This is a genomic window from Variovorax beijingensis (genome assembly GCF_003951285.1).
GTDB classification, from domain to species: domain Bacteria; phylum Pseudomonadota; class Gammaproteobacteria; order Burkholderiales; family Burkholderiaceae_C; genus Variovorax; species Variovorax beijingensis.
In genome coordinates this window covers 146,663-162,233 of the sequence record NZ_RXFQ01000004.1, presented here as the reverse complement: position 1 = coordinate 162,233, position 15,571 = coordinate 146,663, and the positions used below count along the sequence as shown (strand labels likewise).

At 68.1% G+C, this 15,571-nt stretch carries 19 protein-coding genes; 16 read left to right on the top strand and 3 right to left on the bottom strand.

Translation table 11 applies throughout. The annotated features are described in order from the left end of the window. The first annotated feature begins 2 nt into the window (after positions 1 to 2). From flgC to EJO66_RS08045, 16 genes are all read left to right on the top strand, one after another. A complete protein-coding gene (gene flgC, locus EJO66_RS08120) occupies positions 3 to 464 on the top strand; it encodes a flagellar basal body rod protein FlgC (protein WP_125964959.1) in 462 nt (153 codons plus the stop codon). Continuing rightward, positions 461 to 826, top strand: a complete 366-nt coding sequence (fliE, locus tag EJO66_RS08115; RefSeq protein ID WP_125964958.1) for a flagellar hook-basal body complex protein FliE — start codon at positions 461 to 463, stop codon at positions 824 to 826. The genes flgC and fliE overlap by 4 nt, the downstream gene beginning before the upstream one ends. After that, positions 823 to 2,331: a flagellar basal-body MS-ring/collar protein FliF gene (gene fliF / locus EJO66_RS08110; RefSeq protein WP_125964957.1), complete on the top strand. Its 1,509-nt coding sequence runs from the start codon at positions 823 to 825 to the stop codon at positions 2,329 to 2,331. Before fliE ends, fliF begins: the two co-directional genes overlap by 4 nt. Then, positions 2,331 to 2,957: a hypothetical protein gene (locus tag EJO66_RS08105; RefSeq protein WP_125964956.1), complete on the top strand. Its 627-nt coding sequence runs from the start codon at positions 2,331 to 2,333 to the stop codon at positions 2,955 to 2,957. Before fliF ends, EJO66_RS08105 begins: the two co-directional genes overlap by 1 nt. Then, on the top strand, positions 2,954 to 3,856 hold the full coding sequence (locus EJO66_RS08100) for a FliH/SctL family protein (RefSeq protein ID WP_125964955.1): 903 nt from the start codon (positions 2,954 to 2,956) through the stop codon (positions 3,854 to 3,856). Before EJO66_RS08105 ends, EJO66_RS08100 begins: the two co-directional genes overlap by 4 nt. Before the next feature lies 1 nt (position 3,857). Beyond that, the gene (locus tag EJO66_RS08095) at positions 3,858 to 5,231 is read left to right on the top strand and encodes a FliI/YscN family ATPase (protein ID WP_125964954.1); all 1,374 of its coding nucleotides are present in this window, start codon (positions 3,858 to 3,860) and stop codon (positions 5,229 to 5,231) included. Then, positions 5,228 to 5,740, top strand: a complete 513-nt coding sequence (locus tag EJO66_RS08090) for a hypothetical protein (RefSeq protein ID WP_125964953.1) — start codon at positions 5,228 to 5,230, stop codon at positions 5,738 to 5,740. The genes EJO66_RS08095 and EJO66_RS08090 overlap by 4 nt, the downstream gene beginning before the upstream one ends. Continuing rightward, positions 5,737 to 6,576: a hypothetical protein gene (locus EJO66_RS08085; RefSeq protein WP_125964952.1), complete on the top strand. Its 840-nt coding sequence runs from the start codon at positions 5,737 to 5,739 to the stop codon at positions 6,574 to 6,576. The genes EJO66_RS08090 and EJO66_RS08085 overlap by 4 nt, the downstream gene beginning before the upstream one ends. Beyond that, positions 6,576 to 6,977: a flagellar hook assembly protein FlgD gene (locus EJO66_RS08080; RefSeq protein ID WP_125964951.1), complete on the top strand. Its 402-nt coding sequence runs from the start codon at positions 6,576 to 6,578 to the stop codon at positions 6,975 to 6,977. Before EJO66_RS08085 ends, EJO66_RS08080 begins: the two co-directional genes overlap by 1 nt. Positions 6,978 to 7,009: 32 nt before the next feature. Then, positions 7,010 to 8,197, top strand: coding sequence for a flagellar hook protein FlgE (locus tag EJO66_RS08075; protein ID WP_125964950.1), 1,188 nt, complete (start codon positions 7,010 to 7,012; stop codon positions 8,195 to 8,197). After that, entirely contained in the window at positions 8,194 to 9,162 is a 969-nt protein-coding gene (locus tag EJO66_RS08070; protein ID WP_125964949.1) for a FliM/FliN family flagellar motor C-terminal domain-containing protein, read from the top strand. The genes EJO66_RS08075 and EJO66_RS08070 overlap by 4 nt, the downstream gene beginning before the upstream one ends. Beyond that, positions 9,159 to 9,614 (top strand): FliM/FliN family flagellar motor switch protein, encoded by a 456-nt coding sequence (locus EJO66_RS08065; protein ID WP_125964948.1) that lies wholly within the window; start codon positions 9,159 to 9,161, stop codon positions 9,612 to 9,614. Before EJO66_RS08070 ends, EJO66_RS08065 begins: the two co-directional genes overlap by 4 nt. A gap of 72 nt (positions 9,615 to 9,686) precedes the next feature. Beyond that, a complete protein-coding gene (locus tag EJO66_RS08060) occupies positions 9,687 to 10,163 on the top strand; it encodes a flagellar biosynthetic protein FliO (protein WP_164547787.1) in 477 nt (158 codons plus the stop codon). A gap of 71 nt (positions 10,164 to 10,234) precedes the next feature. Beyond that, positions 10,235 to 11,140, top strand: a complete 906-nt coding sequence (gene fliP, locus EJO66_RS08055; RefSeq protein WP_240648541.1) for a flagellar type III secretion system pore protein FliP — start codon at positions 10,235 to 10,237, stop codon at positions 11,138 to 11,140. A 33-nt stretch (positions 11,141 to 11,173) separates the two neighbouring features. After that, positions 11,174 to 12,064, top strand: coding sequence for a sigma-70 family RNA polymerase sigma factor (locus tag EJO66_RS08050; protein ID WP_125964946.1), 891 nt, complete (start codon positions 11,174 to 11,176; stop codon positions 12,062 to 12,064). Positions 12,065 to 12,104: 40 nt separating this feature from the next. Beyond that, a complete protein-coding gene (locus EJO66_RS08045) occupies positions 12,105 to 13,355 on the top strand; it encodes a tetratricopeptide repeat protein (protein WP_125964945.1) in 1,251 nt (416 codons plus the stop codon). A 48-nt stretch (positions 13,356 to 13,403) separates the two neighbouring features. On the opposite strand, the gene EJO66_RS08040 is transcribed toward EJO66_RS08045, so the two are convergent. From EJO66_RS08040 to EJO66_RS08030, 3 genes are all read right to left on the bottom strand, one after another. Next, positions 13,404 to 13,853 carry a hypothetical protein gene (locus EJO66_RS08040; RefSeq protein WP_125964944.1) on the bottom strand — a complete coding sequence of 150 codons (450 nt, stop codon included), beginning with the start codon at positions 13,851 to 13,853 and terminating at the stop codon, positions 13,404 to 13,406. A gap of 31 nt (positions 13,854 to 13,884) precedes the next feature. Then, positions 13,885 to 14,508, bottom strand: a complete 624-nt coding sequence (locus tag EJO66_RS08035; RefSeq protein WP_240648540.1) for a tetratricopeptide repeat protein — start codon at positions 14,506 to 14,508, stop codon at positions 13,885 to 13,887. Positions 14,509 to 14,717: 209 nt separating this feature from the next. Next, positions 14,718 to 15,524, bottom strand: coding sequence for a hypothetical protein (locus EJO66_RS08030; RefSeq protein ID WP_125964943.1), 807 nt, complete (start codon positions 15,522 to 15,524; stop codon positions 14,718 to 14,720). Positions 15,525 to 15,571: the final 47 nt, after the last annotated feature.

Genomic DNA, 15,571 nt, shown 5'->3' with positions numbered 1-15,571 from the left:
CCGTGGACTACACCCAATCCTTTGCCATCAGCGCCATCGGCATGAACATCGAGCGCACCCGCGTCGATGTCGCCGCGCTCAACCTGGCCAACGCCAACACCGTGCAGGGCGTTGGCGGCACCAGCTATCAACCGCTTCGCGTGATTGCCGAAGCCCGGTCGCCGGGCAGCGAGGGCGCCGCCGCATTCGGGGCGCTCGTCAGCCAGGGGCTGGATGCGGCGGATGCCGTGCAAGGCAGCCCGCTCGTGCGCGTCGTGCCGACGAACGCGCCGCCGCGGCTCGTCTACGAACCCGGGCATCCGCTGGCCAACGAGCGCGGATACGTCGCATACGCGGCGGTCGATACGGCCACCGAAATGGTCAGCATGATGAGCGCGACGCGCGCCTACGAGGCGAACGTTTCGGCCATGAACACCGCGCGCACGCTGGCGCTCAGGGCGCTCGACATCGGGAGCAACGCGTGACGGCTTTCTTGCCCATCGAGGCCTTGTCCTCACTGTCGGCGCAGGCGCAATCGCTGGTGGCGGCAGCCCAATCGCAATCGGTCGCGGGCGCCGTGCCGGGCATGCTGCCAGGCGCCTCGAGCTCCACGGGCGAATCGGTTGCCGGTTCCTTCGGGCAGATGGTGTCCGACGGCATCTCGCAGGTGAATAGCAAGCTCATCTCGAACCAGGTCGACCTGCAGAAGCTCGCGCTCGGCGATGCGCAGAACCTGCACCAGCTCATGATCAATCTCGAGGAAAGCCGCGTGTCCTTCCAGATGATGATGCAGGTGCGCAGCCGCCTGCTCGAGGCCTACCAAGACATCATGAAGATGCCAATATGAACTTCTGGCAAGGATTGACGCAGCGCGCGCGCATCGGCCTGGTCGGGGGAGTGCTGGCCATTGTGCTGGGCATGTCGGCTGCGGCATGGTGGGTGTTCCACACCGAGTACCAGGTGCTGTTCGCGGACCTGAAGCCGCAGGATGCACAGGCCATGACCACCGAGCTCGATCGGCTCAAGATTCCCTACCGCCTGGGCGACAGCGGCACGTCCATCCTGGTGGACAAGGCCACCGTGCACGCCACCCGCATCAAGCTGATGGGCAAGGAGCTTCCGCTGCAGGGCACGGTCGGCCTCGAGTTGTTCAACAACACCGACTTCGGCATGACCGAATTCGCGCAGAAGATCAACTACCAGCGCGCGCTGCAGGGCGAACTCACCCGCACGATCCAGTCGCTGTCGCAAGTGCGAGAGGTGCGCGTGCTGCTGGCCTTGCCCGAGCAGGGCTTGTTCAAGCAGGCGACATCGAAGGCCAAGGCATCGATCACGCTGACCCTGCGCCAAGGGCAGACGCTGCGCGCCGAGCAGGTGACCGGTGTTCAGCGCCTTGTGGCCGCCGCGGTGCCGGGCATGGCGACGCAGGACGTGACCATTGTCGACAGCCATGGTGTGGCGCTCACCCGGGCGGAAGGCAACAGCGCCGAACTCGAAACGAGCAGCGCGCGGCTCGATCTGAAGCGCGACACCGAGGCCTACCTGTCGCGCAAGGTCGCGGCCGTGCTCGATCGCAGCTTTGGCGCAGGGCAGGCATTGGCAAGTGTCGACGTGATGCTGAACATGGACCAGATCCGCACGACCACGGAAGACGTGCTGCCTGCGGCCACGCGCTCGGGCCTGCAGTCGACCGGGGTCGTCGTGCGCGAGCGGGAAGTGCTGCGCGACGCCGGCGCGGCGCTCGACGCCAGGGCCGGCGACGTGGGCGGACCGCGCAGCGGCAGTGCGCAGCGCGACGTCGAATACGCGGTGGGCCGGCGCGTGGAGCAGGTGGTCAGCCAGCCCGGATCGATCCGGCGCATCCAGGTGGTTGCCGTGGTGCGCAAGACGCTGGACCCGGGACAGGAAGATCAATTGCGGAAGGTGATTGCCGCCGCGGCCGGTGCATCCATCGAGCGCGGGGACACGATCGTCGTGCAATCCCTGGCTGGCGGCGCGATGCTGGCGCCTGATGCCGCCGCCGGAGCAGCGGACGGATCGCACGCGGCGCTGGCGCCCGAGGAATCGGACGAAGCGCCGGTTTCAGCCAATTCGCTGGACAAGGCCAGTCCAACGCCCGTGCAGTGGCTGCTGGGTGGCGGCTTGATTGCAATGCTGGCCGTGTGGCTGCTTCGCGCCGGACGGCGTGGTGTGGCGGTGCGTGAAACGCCTCAAGGAGCGGCGCCGCTTTCGGAAGCCGAGCGCGCGGCGGCGTTGCGCCGGGTGCGCGACTGGATGCGCGAGCCGGTGTCCTCCGCACCTGCCGGAAACCCCGCGGCACCCGGCCCGGCCGGAGCGAGGAGGCCCAGTTGATGATCCCCCGGCACGGTCCGTCGTCGAACGGGGAAGAGGGCACGGGCTTGCCTGAAACCGGCGGCGCGCGCCATGCGGCGCTGCTGCTGCACGCCATGGCGCCCGCTGATCGGGCATGGATGCTCAACGCCCTCGCGCCGTCGGAGCGGGAAGGCCTGCTGGGGCTGCTGGCCGAACTGGAGGCCCTGGGGATGGAGCGGGACCCGACGCTGATCGCGGAAGCCACGGCAGGTGCGCCGCAGCCGCCGTCGCTGCCGTTGTCGGACGAGGCGGTTCTCCTGGCACTCGAGGGATCGCAGGTGCATGAGCTGGTCGAGTGCCTGCGCGCCGAGCCACCCGGCTTGATCGCGCGTTGGCTGCACCTGGCCGATTGGCCGTGGCGGGAGGAATTGCTGGCCGCTTTGGAGCCGGCGCAGCGGCGGCGCGTCGATGCCGCCCTGTCGGCCATGAGTGCCGAAGACTCGACGCCGCCAGCCATGCGCGCCGCCTTGATCGAAGCGGTCGCAACGCAAGTGCGCGGGCCAGTCGCCGCTCGCGGGCCTGCGGGAAAGCCGTGGCGAAAGCTGAAGCATTCGTTCGACCGGCTGCTGCGTGGCCGCGGGGCGCGTTGGAGAGCCGGCGCATGACCGACAAGATGCCGCCGCAACCGGCTTCGGCGACCGAGCCCGTCGCCGGCGCGCCCGCGCGGCCGAGCGTGGTGTTGCGCGACGTCGTCATGCAGGGGCAGGTTGCGCTGACGCGGCCGCGCAGCCGCGGACCGAACGTGCAGCCGTTGCAGGTACGGGCTCCGGCGCCGAACCTGGTGCCGGTCCAGCCTGCGCGCAAACCGGAAGAGGGAGGCACGGCCGCTGCAGGGCACGGGCTCCCCCAGGCCCATGCTGCCGCGGTGGCCATGCAACCCGGCGACGAAGCCCGGCGCGGCTACGAAGAAGGGCTTGCCAAGGGCATCGCGGAGGGACGTGCACGCAGCGCAGAAGAGGCTCGACAACTGGCCACGCAGACGGCCGAGAAAGCAGAGCAGGAACTGCGCGAGCATGCCGATCGGCTGACGCAGGAACTGAAGCAGCAAGCCCAGTCGGCCTACCAGGCGCGTGTTCAGACGCTGGACAACCTGATCGCCGCGCTGCCGCCGCAGATCGAAGCGCGCCTGGCCGCCGCGCAGGAAGACATGCTGGCGCTCTGCTTCGAGGCCGTCTGCCGGATTCTGGGCGAACGCGCCGCAACGCCAGAGGCGGTGCAGGCGCACCTGGAGCATGCCGTCGGCGGGCTGCGCAGCCGCCGGCTGGTGGCGGTGCATCTGCACCCTGACGATCTGGCGGCGCTCCAGAGGGCGCAGCGCGATGCGCCGTCCGCCCGCTGGGGCAGCGAGGACGTGCAGTGGATCGCAAGCCCGGACATCGCGCTGGGCGGATGCGTGCTGCAGTCGCCCGAAGGCGGGCTCGATGCCAGGTTCGAAACCCAGCTGCATGCGCTGCGGGACCTGCTGCTCCACTCCCGCGCGTCGCTGCGATCGCAGGGCTCCTGAGATGAACGTGCTCGCCGCGAGCCGCAAGGCACTACAAGGTACCGATCTGCGTCGGCGTATCGGCTGGGTGCGCGAGATGCAGGGCCTGGCCATCGACGCGCTCGGGCCCGATGCCGCCGTGGGCGAGCTGTGCCGGATCATGGTGCGCTCGCATGGCGGCCCGGCAGAAGGCGGCGCGGCGCCGGCCAGCGTGCTGGCCGAGGTGGTGGGCCTGAAGCCCGGCCGGGTCACGCTGATGCCCTATGGGCCGGTGGAAGGCATTGCGGCAGGCTGCGAAGTGCATGCGCTCGGTGCCGATTCGCAAATAGGCGTGGGTCCCGCCATGCTCGGCCGCGTGATCGACGGGTTCGGCGAGCCGCTCGACGGTCTGCCCAAGCCAGTTGCAATCCAGCGCCGGCCACTCAAGGCGGCGCCGATCAACCCGATGCAACGCCCGCCGATCCGGCGCATCCTGGAAACGGGGGTTCGAGCCATCGACGGCCTCTTGACGCTGGGGCAGGGCCAGCGCATCGGCATCTTTGCCGGAAGCGGTGTCGGCAAGAGCACGCTGCTGGGCCTGCTGGCGCGTCACGTCAAGGCGCAGGGCGGCGCGGACGGGAGCGGCGGCATCAACGTGATCGCGCTCATCGGCGAGCGCGGCCGCGAGGTGCGCGAGTTCATCGAGAAGCAGCTCGGACCGGAAGGCCTCGCGCGTTCGGTCGTCGTGGTGGCGACCTCCGACCAGCCCGCGCTGGCCCGGCTGCGCGCGGCCTATGCGGCGCTCTCCATCGCGGAGTACTTTCGCGACGAGGGCCGAAACGTGCTGCTCACCATGGATTCGATCACCCGCTTTGCCATGGCACGGCGCGAAGTGGGGCTCTCGGCCGGCGAGCCGCCGACCGCACGCGGCTATACGCCCTCGGTGTTCGCCGAACTGCCGGAGCTTTGCGAGCGTTGCGGCATGGCGCCAGGCGGCGGGTCGATCACCGCGCTGCTCACCGTGCTGGTCGAGGGCGACGACCTCAACGAGCCGGTGTCGGATGCGCTGCGCGCCATTCTCGACGGACACATCGTGCTGTCACGGCAACTGGCGCACCGCGGACACTACCCGGCCATCGACGTGCTCAAGAGCGTGAGCCGCCTCATGCCCGAACTGGCGGACGAGGCCCAGCGCTCGCTGGCAGTGGCGGCAATGCAGCACCTGGCCGTGCTGGAGCGCAACCGCCAGATGATCGACATCGGTGCCTACGAGAAGGGTGCCAATGCCGAACTGGACCGGGCCATCGACACCGAGCCCGGGCTCCAGGCATGGCTGCGGCAAAGCGTGGGTGGCGTGGGCCGCATGGAAGCGATCCACGACCTGCGCGCCATCCTGGCGCCGGCTGCAAAACCATGAGTGCCAGCACCACGGCTCCCTCCGCGGCGGTGCGCGACGTCGACGTGCGCGGCTTTGTCTATTCGCTCGAGCCTGTTCGCCAGCGGCAGCAGTGGCGGCTGGACAAGTCGATGGCGGAACTCGCGCAGGCTCAGCAGGTGCTGGCCGGCACCGAGGCGCGGATGGCGCAGATGCTCAAGACGCATGACGAGCAGGCCCGGACGGTCGGCCAGGCGCTGCTCGAGCGCCTCGATCCCGCGGCTCACAGGCGGACCCTGGCGTATCTGGCGCAGCTGCGCGGCCAGTGGGCGCAACTCGATGCACAGCGCGAGGAACAGCGCCTGGCCCGCGACCGCTTGCGCCGGGAGTGCCTGGAGCAGCAGATGCGCCTCGAGGGGCTGACCCGGCACAAGGAGAATGCATTGACCGAATACGCGGACGAAGTGCGCCAGCGCGCCAGCAACGAGCAGGACCGCGACTGGCTTGCACGGGCGGCTTTCACACACGCTGCGACCGGAGCAGGCGAATGACGCCCGCCGACAACATCGCAGCGCCATCCGGCACGGCTTTGTCGGCGCGGCGCAACATGCCGCAGGCAGCCGCAACGGGCGACGAGGCGGCGCAGCGGCAGCTCGCCTGGCAGCGCGAGATGGAACGGGCGCAGCTGGCAGGCTGGTTCAAGCCGGGCGCGGCGGACACGCAGGAGGCTTCGGCGCCTGCCAGCAAGAGGCCGCAGCAAAGCCCCCAGGACAAGAGCCGCGAACAGCACCGCGAAAAAAGCCATGGTCCCGCACAGGAAAAAACGCTGCCGCCAGCCCTTGGCGTATCGGTGGCCGCCTTGCGACCGGCTTTGCAGGGCAGCCCGTGGATGTCCCTCAACGGCGAAACGGTTGCGGGCCTTCCGGCGCAGGGCCCGGGGGCAAGAGCTCTTGTGGAACGGCAACCCGTACCCGAGTTCGATTCGGCCGCGGAAAGCAGATTGCGCCTCGGCGTTCGAACCTTCGAACGCCTGGCGCCGCATGCCGCTGCGGCTTCTGCCCCGGAGGCCGCCGCTTCGCAGGACGAGGCGGCGGATGCCGCGGCAGCGCCCCAGGCGGCAGCCGAAACCTTGCTTGCGCCGCTTCGGCTGCATGAAGAAACGAGGCTGCGCGGGCAGGCCGTCTGGATCGCCATGCGCGCGGACGACCAGACGCTGGTTTCGATGCTGCCGCGGCTCGTGTCCGACCTCGAGCGCGGCATGCGCGAGCGCGGCCAGCGCCTGCATCAGGTGGTGTGCAACGGCCGCCTGGTCTGGCGCGACGGCGTCGCAATGCCGGGCGACAGCCACTCAAGTACGTTCGATTCAATTGACCCCAAGGAGGCGTGATGGCCATCGATGCAATTAGCGGTTCCGCTGCAACCAACCTCCAGGCCAGCAGCCTGGGCATGGAGGATTTCCTCAAGATCCTGCTCACGCAGCTCACCTACCAGGACCCCCTGAAGCCCATGGACAACCAGGAGTTCATGGCGCAGATGGCGCAGTTCACGAGCCTGGAGCAGACGCAGCAGCTCAACAACAAGATCGAGACGCTGATCACCAACCAGGCCGCGCTCCAGTCGGTGGGACTGATCGGAAAGACGGTTGACGTCAACACGCCGACCGGCGCCGTCACCGGCACGGTGAGCGCGCTTTCGCTGTCGGGCGATGCGCCTCTCTTGACCGTTCGCACGGCCGCAGGCGCCATGCTGGAAAACATCTCGCTGAGCCAGCTCGCGGCCGTGCGCTGAGCGCAGCGGCCTCAAACTTCGAAGGATGACCCATGCTTGAATCCATCTATGTCGGAATGACCGGGCTGCTGGGCTATTCGCGCGGACTGCGCGTCATTGCCAACAACACGGCCAACATCAACACGCCGGGCTTCAAGAGCTCCAGCCTCCAGTTCGCCGACATGTTCTACAGCGGCGGCAACCTGGGCGGCGGCAGCACCAGCCAGAACCGGGACCAGGTCGGCTTTGGCCTCAGCACGGCCGGAACATCGCTGTCGTTCAAGCAAGGCGAGTTGCGCCAGACCGGCAACGACCTGGACATGGCCGTCGACGGCCAGGGCCTGTTCGCCCTGCAGGACGCGAACGGGAAGACCACCTATACGCGGGCCGGCCAGTTCAAGTTCGATGCCGACGGCACGCTGGTGAGCCGGGTCAACGGCGAGAAGGTCATGGGCCTGGACGACCGCGGCGGCCTGGTGGCCATCACCCTGGCGGGCCAGATGATGAGCCTGGGCCGTCCCACTTCCCGCGTGGAGTTTTCGGGCAACCTGTCGAACACGGTCACCGAGCAGACCATCGGCGGCATCGCCGTCGTGGATGCCAGCGGTGCCAGCCACACGCTGACCATGAAATTCTCGGTCGTCAGTGCGACCCAGAGCGGCACCACGATGAAGGTCGAGCTCATGGAAGGCACCACGGTCGTGAGCACCGGGCAGATGGTATTTGTCGGCGGCAAGCCCACACCCGAGACCGCGAAGATGCAAGCGGCCTATGCCCCGGCGGGGCAGCCACCGATGGCGTTGACGCTGGATTTCAGTTCCGATGTCGTTCTTTTTGCGGGGCAGACCTCGCTCAAGGTCGATTCGCAGGACGGCATTGGCCCGGGCGCGCTGAGCGGCACCACGTTCGATGCCGACGGAAACCTCACGCTGAACTATTCGAATGGCTCGACCGTCAAGGGTGCGCGCCTGGCCCTTGCGCGCTTCGACTCGCCCGACGCCGTGGGATCGCTGGGCGACAACCAGTTCGAACAGCTGGACGAGAACGCGTGGCACTTGGGCGTGGCGGGCGAAGGCGCCTTTGGCAAGGTCAGCGCCGGGCGGGTCGAGATCTCGAACGTCGACCTGTCGCAGGAATTCAGCGACCTGGTGATCATGCAACGCGGCTACCAGGCCAGTTCGCAAATCATCTCGACGGCCAACGACATGCTGCAGGAACTGTTCTCGATGAAGAGCAAATGAACGACTCCTCACTTCTCGATCTTGCCGAGTCGGCGCGCAGGGCTCGGCCCCTGCGAAGCTGGCAAGGCAGCCAAAAGGAGGCGCTGCGCCTGCGGCTTGCCGCGCTTCATCGGGCGTGGAGCGACGAGTGGCTTCCCGCGCGCGAGGATTTGCCGGCGGAACCGGAAATCCACGTGGACGAGCCCGGCCGCACCACCGGACTGGCGGCGTCGGAAGACATGGCCTGCTGGGCGTTTGCCGCAGCGGAGCGCCGCGTGCCTGCGAGCTTGCCGGGCCTCGAAGCCATGACAGTTGCGGCGCCCGACGCATCAGCCGCAGCGCTGCGCGCCATTGCCGGCCGCATGTTCGCGTCCGACGCGGGCGGAGCCGCTGGATCGGCGCAAGGCACCGCCCGGATCGCCACTGCTGTCGCGCGGGCCGCCTGGGCCGACTGGTTGCGCCGCATCGAAGTCTTGCTGGCGGGATTCGGACTCGAGCCTCAGCAGACCGAAGGCTCGCGCGAAGGCAACGCGCTCTCCAATCCCTGGTCCGGCGCGCTCAGCGTGCATTGGCCATGGTGCGGCGGTGTCTGGCGGCTCGGCTTGCCGCATGGTGCCGTTGCAGCCGTGCTCGCAAGCGAGCCGGCGGCAGCCAGGCCGCCCCTGCGCTCCGGCGATCACCTGTTGCCGAAAGAGCCTCTGGACCAGGCCCTGGCCGATCGGCGCGTGGCGCTGCGCGTCATGCTCAAGGGGGCCGAGCTCAACCTGGGGCAGCTTCAGGAGCTGCGGGTCGACGACGTGGTTCCGCTCGAGCATCTGCTCGATGCCCCGGCGCACGTGGTCGGCGCAGATGGTGGGCGGGTATGCGACGGCTGGCTTGGGCAAAGCGACGGGCGAATGGCCATCGAGCTGGCCGTGTCCGCTCCTCCCGCAGCAGGCACGGGCCTGCGCATGAACACTCAACAATCGAAGGAAAGAGAACAATGACCCAAGCCTTGGAAGGAACCGCCACCGACAACCGTGTCGGCGCATCCACCGGCGCAGTCGAAACGCGGGGCGAGGGCAGGACGCGCGTTGCGCAAGGCGCGGGCAACCTGCCCACCGCGCAGATCATTGCGCTGCCGGACCTGCATGCCGGCGGCGAGGGCGATGCCGCCAACCAGGGCGGCGATGCGTCGATCCTCAAGGACTGGAATCCGCTTCACCAGATCAAGGCCAGGCTGCAGGTCTGCGTGGGCGAGGTCAGCCTTTCCGTCGGCGAATTGCTCGGTGCCAAGGAGCACCAGGTGCTGCGGCTCGACCGGGAGATCGACCACCCGGTGGACCTGACCATCGAGGGCAAGGTGGTCGCGCGCGGCCAGCTGGTGGCGGTCGACGGGCACTTTGCGGTTCGCATCACCGAACTGCCGGTGGCGCTGGGCCTGACGTCGGGAAGCTGAGGGATGAATCGAGCGCAGCCGCGGTTTTCCGCGGCCCATCGAGCCGTCGCGTGCCGGTGGGCCCTGGCGTGCTTGGCCGTCCTGGCGGGGCTGCTGTGCGCCGTGCCGGCCAGTGCGCAGCAAGGGCAGGGCGGCGCAGCTGCATCGAGCGGCAGCACCAGCTTGCCGTCCAGCATTCCGGTCAAGCGGGATCCGCCGGGCGCGCTGGACTCGGACGCGGGCGAGCGTTGGTGGGTCGCCATTCTTGTGGTGGGCGCAATGCTGGCGTACGGCGTGGTCGCGGTGCGCCGAAAGGCCAGGTCGACGGGAAAGCCAACCGGCAGCTGGTGGCCCCGGCTCGGCGGCCTGCTCGATACGGGGTCGTCCGCCGAGATTCAGCGCGTGTCGAGCACGTACCTGTCACCGCGCCACAGCCTTCACGTGGTGGTGTGGAACGGCAAGCGCCTGCTGCTGGGGTGCACCGATCAATCCATCCAGGTGCTTGCGGAGTCTCCATCGTCCGTGGGCGGCGATGAAGCCGCGCCGCTGGTGCCCGGGGACATTCGATGATGCACGCGGCACCCATGTGCGGCCCTCGCATGCCGCGGCTGTGGTGTTTGGTTCTTGCCGTGGCCCTGTTGATGACTGGCCTGATCGGCTGGCCTGCCGGCAACGCCATGGCGCAGACGCCCGAAGAGACGAGTTCCTCGGAGCCTGCGAACCTGCCTGCGCCCGGAACGGCGGCCGAAGCCGCACCGGAGATCGCCCCTGCGGCAGAGGCGACCTCGACAACCGCGCCGCCCACCTCGGCCTCGCCGCCTTCTACGCCAAGGCCTGCGCTGCCCGCCGCCACGCCACCGCGGCCCCGGTCCACGGCTAAGGTTGCACCGCCGGTCGTGGCCGCTGCCACGCCAGCCACCGAAACCGCCCAGGCCCTGCGCGTGGTGCTCGGGCTCACCGTGCTGGCGATCCTGCCCGCGCTGCTGGTCTGCCTCACCAGCTTTCTGCGCATCATCGTCGTGCTGTCGATGCTGCGCCATGCCATCGGCATGAACGAGACGCCGCCCAACACCGTGCTCATCGGCCTTGCGCTTTTTCTGACGCTGTTCACCATGTCCCCGGTGCTGCAGAAGGTCAACCAGGATGCGTTCGAGCCTTTCATGGCAGGCAAGCTCTCGATGCAGGACGGCTATGGCAAGGGCATTGCGCCGCTGCGCGAGTTCATGGTCCGCCAGACGCGCGAGGCCGACCTGGCGCTGATGGTCGAGCTGTCGAAGGCGCCCACGCCCAAGTCGATGGAAGACATCAGCAACGTTCAGCTCATTCCGTCGTTCATGCTGTCGGAGCTGCGTGCGGCGTTCCAGATCGGTTTCGTGATCTTTCTGCCGTTCCTCTTGATCGACCTGATCGTATCGAGCATTCTCATGGCGCTCGGCATGATGATGATGCCGCCGACCACCATTGCGTTGCCGCTCAAGATACTGATGTTCATCCTGGTCGATGGCTGGAGCCTCGTGCTCAAGGCCCTGGTGGGCAGCTTTCACTGACGCACACCGTACCGAGCCGCACCGAATCGCGCCATGTCACGCCTGAGTTCCGCACCGCCGCCCGCTGCCCAGCCGTTCTTCGGCCTGGCCGCAGATGCGGCTGCGCCTGCCGAGGCCGTGCCTGCGTCGCCCGACCTCGCAGGCGCGCTCTGGGAGCGCTGGCGCAAGGACCGCGACGACGCCGTGCGCGACGAACTCGTCAGGCACTATCTGCCCTATGCGCGAATGATGGCCGCCACCCTCTACGGGCGGCGCACCCACGACGACGTCGAGTTTGACGACTACCTGCAGCTTGCGCGCATCGGCCTCATCGAGGCGATCGACCGCTTCGACCCGGCCCAGGGGGCGCAGTTCAAGACCTTCGCCAACAAGCGCCTGCAAGGCTCGATGCTCAACGGGCTGATCCGCCTCACCGAGAAGAACCAGCAGATCAACGTCAGGATGCGCCTGCGCCAGGAGCGGATGGACGCAATCAAGGAAGCGGCCGCGGACGAGGCGCAAGAAACGGGCGAGAAGGCAGAGGCAGGCGCGGCCGCGTCGCCGCGCAGCCCTGACAAGCTCTTCAAGTACCTGGCTGAAGTCGGCATTGGCATTGCGCTGGGCGTGCTGCTCGAAGGCACCGGCATGGTCGACGCCGAGGCGTTCGACGACCAGGACCACGCCTGCGCACCTTCGCCCGAAGTGAGCTACTTCCGCAAGACCGAGATCCTTCAGTTGGGCACCGTGCTGCGCGGCCTGTTGGACCGGCTCAGCGAACAGCAGAAGACGGTCATCGACCAGCACTACCTGAAAGATGTGCCGTTCGACGAAATCGCAACGCTCATGAAAGTCACGCGCGGCCGCGTTTCGCAGTTGCACCGCCAGGGGCTGCTGCGCCTGCGCGAGTTGCTGAGCAAAGATGGACGCCTGGACGTCTCGTGGTGACACGAGCGCCTGGCCCGGACAACCCCATTCATTCCTTCCCATGACAGACACCACCGCAACCACTGCTGCCTCCCCCTCGCTGCGGGACGATCCACGCGTCGTGGCCGCGCTCCGGCGCCTCGACCGGCTCGACGGCTTTCTGCGCGAAGACCCGTCGAACAATGCGCTGCTCATCGATGCCTTCGAGACTGCGCTGTCCTGCGGTGAATGGGAGCGCGCGGAATTTCATCTGCGGCATGCCCAATCGCTGCAGGCCGACACGCTGGCATGGCGCCTGCGCGAAGGCGATTTCTGGCTCGCCCAGCAACGCTACGACGAGGCGCTGGCCGTGCTCGAGGCCTTGGCCGGCACGCCCCAGCCGCCGCCCGGTTTTGCAGACGTGCTGCTGCACAACCTGGCCTTCATCGAACTGAGGCGAGGCCGCCACGCGGAATGCGTCACTCGCCTTGCGCCGGCGCTCGAGGCGCAGGCTGCGCCGTCGACGAGCGATGCCCCCGTTGCGGCACGCGCCCTGCAGCAGCTGTGGCTGCGTTCGCTGCATCACGACAGCCAGCTCGAGCGTGCAATGGCCTGGACCGCTGGCGCCGAGCAACAAGGCCGGCTCGATCCGCAGGCGGCAGGCATTGCAAGCCTGATCGCCATCGACGCCTCGGACTTTGCCGCCGCCGAGCGCTGGTCGAATGCCAGCCTTGCCGCGGGAACACCTGCCGAGCAGCCGGTGGAGGCCTTTGTCACCAAGGCCTCGCTGGCGCTGGCCGCACGCGATGCCGCTGGCGCCAGCCAGTTTGCCGATGCCGCCCTGCAGCGCCATCCGGGTGACGGCCGTGCCTGGTCGACGCGCGGGTTTGCCGCCTTGCTGGCGGGCGACCTGAACGGTGCGCACAGCGCTTTCCGGCAGGCGCTGGCCGTCATGGCGCAGCACATCGGCACCTGGCATGGCCTGGGATGGACGCAGATCCTGCAGGGCGATCTGGCGGGTGCGCGCGAGAGCTTCGAGACCGCGCTGGTGCTCGACCGCAACTTTGCGGAAAGCCACGGCGGCCTCGCGGTCGTGCTGGCCATGCAGTCGCTGCGCACGGAAGCGCAAGAGCACGCCGAGTTCGCACTGCGGCTCGACAAGGCCAACCTGTCGGGGCGCTATGCCCAGGCGCTGCTGAGCGGCGAAGTCAAGGACGCGAAGGACGTGCAGCGCTTTGCGCGGCGCTTGATGGGGGGAAGACCCGGCCCGCTTGGCGGGGACATGGGCGACCTGTTCGCATCGTCCGATGCGCCACCGGAAGCGAACGACTGATGGATTGATTCGCGCGCGGTCGCGATCGCGACCGCGCCGGCCGAAACGCTAGCGCGAGGGGCCTGGCCCAGGCTGTGCATCCGCCAGCAGAAGATCGCCCGCTTCGCGCAAGGCGGCGTGCAGCTCGGCATCGCCTTCCATCCGCTCCAGAACCGCGTCGACCATCTGGTCGAATCCCCTGTCGTCGAGCCGCTCGCGGCCGAACGCCTGCATCAGCACCGATTCGAGAAACAGCCGGAAGGCCTTGCGCTGCCGCTGCGGATCGTCTGGCGACAGCGCACGTACGCGCAGCGCCACCATCTGCTGGATCTCTGCGTCGCTGCTGTTCGATGCGGGGGAGGGCGACTGCGGCTGCAGCTTGCCGCCGGCCGTTGTCCGCGCATCGTGGGGGGCTTCGCGCCCGGCCACGCCGCGCTCCCTGGCCTGGGCCTGCGCCCGAAACTGCGCGCCGAACTGCGCACGAATCATCGCGGCGAGCTGCGTCGTTGGATCGATCATGGCCAAGGCGTGCAGATGCGTTGCAGATCAATCAATGCGCGCGGCCCTGCTGATGGTAGTTGGCCAGCAGCACGTGGTTCGAGGCCTCGTCGTCGGCCGTGCCGGCATCGGGCGCCGCGGCGGCGGAACTCTCGACCAGGGCCTTGATGCCAGCCACGACTTTTTCGATATCGCCCGACAGTGCTTCGTTCGTGGTGTTGAGCGCCAGCCCTTGTTCGTAGTGCCGGAGGGCTTCGTCGAAACGGTCTTGCGCAAGGGCCGCAAAGCCATTGACGAAATGCGGCAGGGGATCGGCAGCCGGCAGATCGAGCAGCGGCTGCCAGGTGAGCAGCGCGATGGCTGCGCGGCCGGAGCTGAACTGCAGAAGGCCGAGCTGGTAGCGAGCCATCGGGAAGCCAGGAGCCAGCCGCGTTGCATTGGCAAAAGCGGCTTCGGCCTGCGTCATGTCGCCCAGCGCCGCGAACTCCGCACCCAGCAGAAACTGGGGCAGGGCGGCGCCCGGGTCGGCAGCGCTGGCCTGCTGGAACAAATCGATGGCTTGCGGGCCGTCATTGACCTGGCTTGCTGCCATGGCGCTGGACATCAGGGCATCGAACGAATTCAGTTCTGAGCTTTGCATCGATCGGTCTTCGGTTGGTTGTTGTGCATCGAGCATTCACGGTTGGCGAGGTGTCGAGGCAGGAAATTCGCAAGCGGTGCGGCCGCCGCAGGGTGGATTGTCGCGCGGAGTTGGGTGTGGGCAAAGCCTTCGGTTGATGAAGGGTAGTGCGAGTGCGGTGCCGGTGATCTCGATCATCGCAAAGGCTTGCGTTGGCAACACGGCGTGGCGACCAGCCTCCGATGCTTCTGGCTGTCGAACACGTCCTAGCGCGTGATCTGGCCGTTGGCGTTGTAGGCGCTGATGCGCGTCTCGCTGCCCGTGCCCGCCAGGGTCTGGCCGTTCCAGGTGGTGCCCAGCAGGGCGTTGACATAGCCCACGGGCAGGGTGCCCGCGGGGCCGGTCTGCACCACGCGGCTGGCGCCGTCGTACAGGCGCACGTCGGTCTGCACGCCGTCGCGCACCACGCTGGCCAGGCGAGCGAGCGCGTCGTAGCGGTAGGCCTCGGTGGTGTAGCCCTGGCTGGTGACGTATTGCTTGGCGGTGGTGCTGTAGATGGCCGCGCCGGCCTCGTCGTAGCCGATGATCTGGCTCTGGCCGTCCACCGTGAGCACGCGGTTGCCCCACCAGGTGTCGCTGGTGCGGTTGCCGTTGTGGTCGTAGGCGATGCGGTGGCCCTGGCCGCCCAGGTTGCCGGCGGCATCGACCGCGTTGACCACCGTCTGGCGGTTCATCGCGTCGTACTGGAAGTACAGGTCGCTGTCCAGGCTGGTGTCCTGGTCGAGCACGTGGGTCTTGATGCGGGTGCGGTTGCCGACCTTGTCGTACTCGATGTTCACGAACGCGCGCCCGTCGGCCACCCAGCGCATGCGGCCCAGGGCGTCGTAGGCGATGTGGTTGTCCTTGTAGACCACGCCGCCCTGGGCGAACCACTCGCGCACGCGGTTGCCGGCCAGGTCGTACTCGTAGCGGGCGTCCTGGCCCGTGGTGCGGTCGTAGGTGCGTGCCAGCAGGCCTTCGATGTTGTAGGTGTAGCGGATGGTCTCCGTTGCCCCAGCAAGGCTGTCTCCCAATGCACTGCCAACGGCATTTAGTACTCGCGCGTGCAATCGCAGTTCTA

What these genes read in the sequence shown, in the direction of transcription:
- EJO66_RS08050 (WP_125964946.1), top strand. Translation starts at nt 11,174, where the DNA reads ATGTCACGCCTGAGTTCCGCACCGCCGCCCGCTGCCCAGCCGTTCTTC.
- EJO66_RS08080 (WP_125964951.1), top strand. Translation starts at nt 6,576, where the DNA reads ATGGCCATCGATGCAATTAGCGGTTCCGCTGCAACCAACCTCCAGGCC.
- EJO66_RS08105 (WP_125964956.1), top strand. Translation starts at nt 2,331, where the DNA reads ATGATCCCCCGGCACGGTCCGTCGTCGAACGGGGAAGAGGGCACGGGC.
- EJO66_RS08100 (WP_125964955.1), top strand. Translation starts at nt 2,954, where the DNA reads ATGACCGACAAGATGCCGCCGCAACCGGCTTCGGCGACCGAGCCCGTC.
- EJO66_RS08045 (WP_125964945.1), top strand. Translation starts at nt 12,105, where the DNA reads ATGACAGACACCACCGCAACCACTGCTGCCTCCCCCTCGCTGCGGGAC.
- EJO66_RS08075 (WP_125964950.1), top strand. Translation starts at nt 7,010, where the DNA reads ATGCTTGAATCCATCTATGTCGGAATGACCGGGCTGCTGGGCTATTCG.
- EJO66_RS08085 (WP_125964952.1), top strand. Translation starts at nt 5,737, where the DNA reads ATGACGCCCGCCGACAACATCGCAGCGCCATCCGGCACGGCTTTGTCG.
- EJO66_RS08090 (WP_125964953.1), top strand. Translation starts at nt 5,228, where the DNA reads ATGAGTGCCAGCACCACGGCTCCCTCCGCGGCGGTGCGCGACGTCGAC.
- EJO66_RS08065 (WP_125964948.1), top strand. Translation starts at nt 9,159, where the DNA reads ATGACCCAAGCCTTGGAAGGAACCGCCACCGACAACCGTGTCGGCGCA.
- EJO66_RS08035 (WP_240648540.1), bottom strand. Translation starts at nt 14,508, where the DNA reads ATGCTCGATGCACAACAACCAACCGAAGACCGATCGATGCAAAGCTCA.
- fliP (WP_240648541.1), top strand. Translation starts at nt 10,235, where the DNA reads ATGACTGGCCTGATCGGCTGGCCTGCCGGCAACGCCATGGCGCAGACG.
- EJO66_RS08095 (WP_125964954.1), top strand. Translation starts at nt 3,858, where the DNA reads ATGAACGTGCTCGCCGCGAGCCGCAAGGCACTACAAGGTACCGATCTG.
- EJO66_RS08040 (WP_125964944.1), bottom strand. Translation starts at nt 13,853, where the DNA reads ATGATCGATCCAACGACGCAGCTCGCCGCGATGATTCGTGCGCAGTTC.
- EJO66_RS08070 (WP_125964949.1), top strand. Translation starts at nt 8,194, where the DNA reads ATGAACGACTCCTCACTTCTCGATCTTGCCGAGTCGGCGCGCAGGGCT.
- fliF (WP_125964957.1), top strand. Translation starts at nt 823, where the DNA reads ATGAACTTCTGGCAAGGATTGACGCAGCGCGCGCGCATCGGCCTGGTC.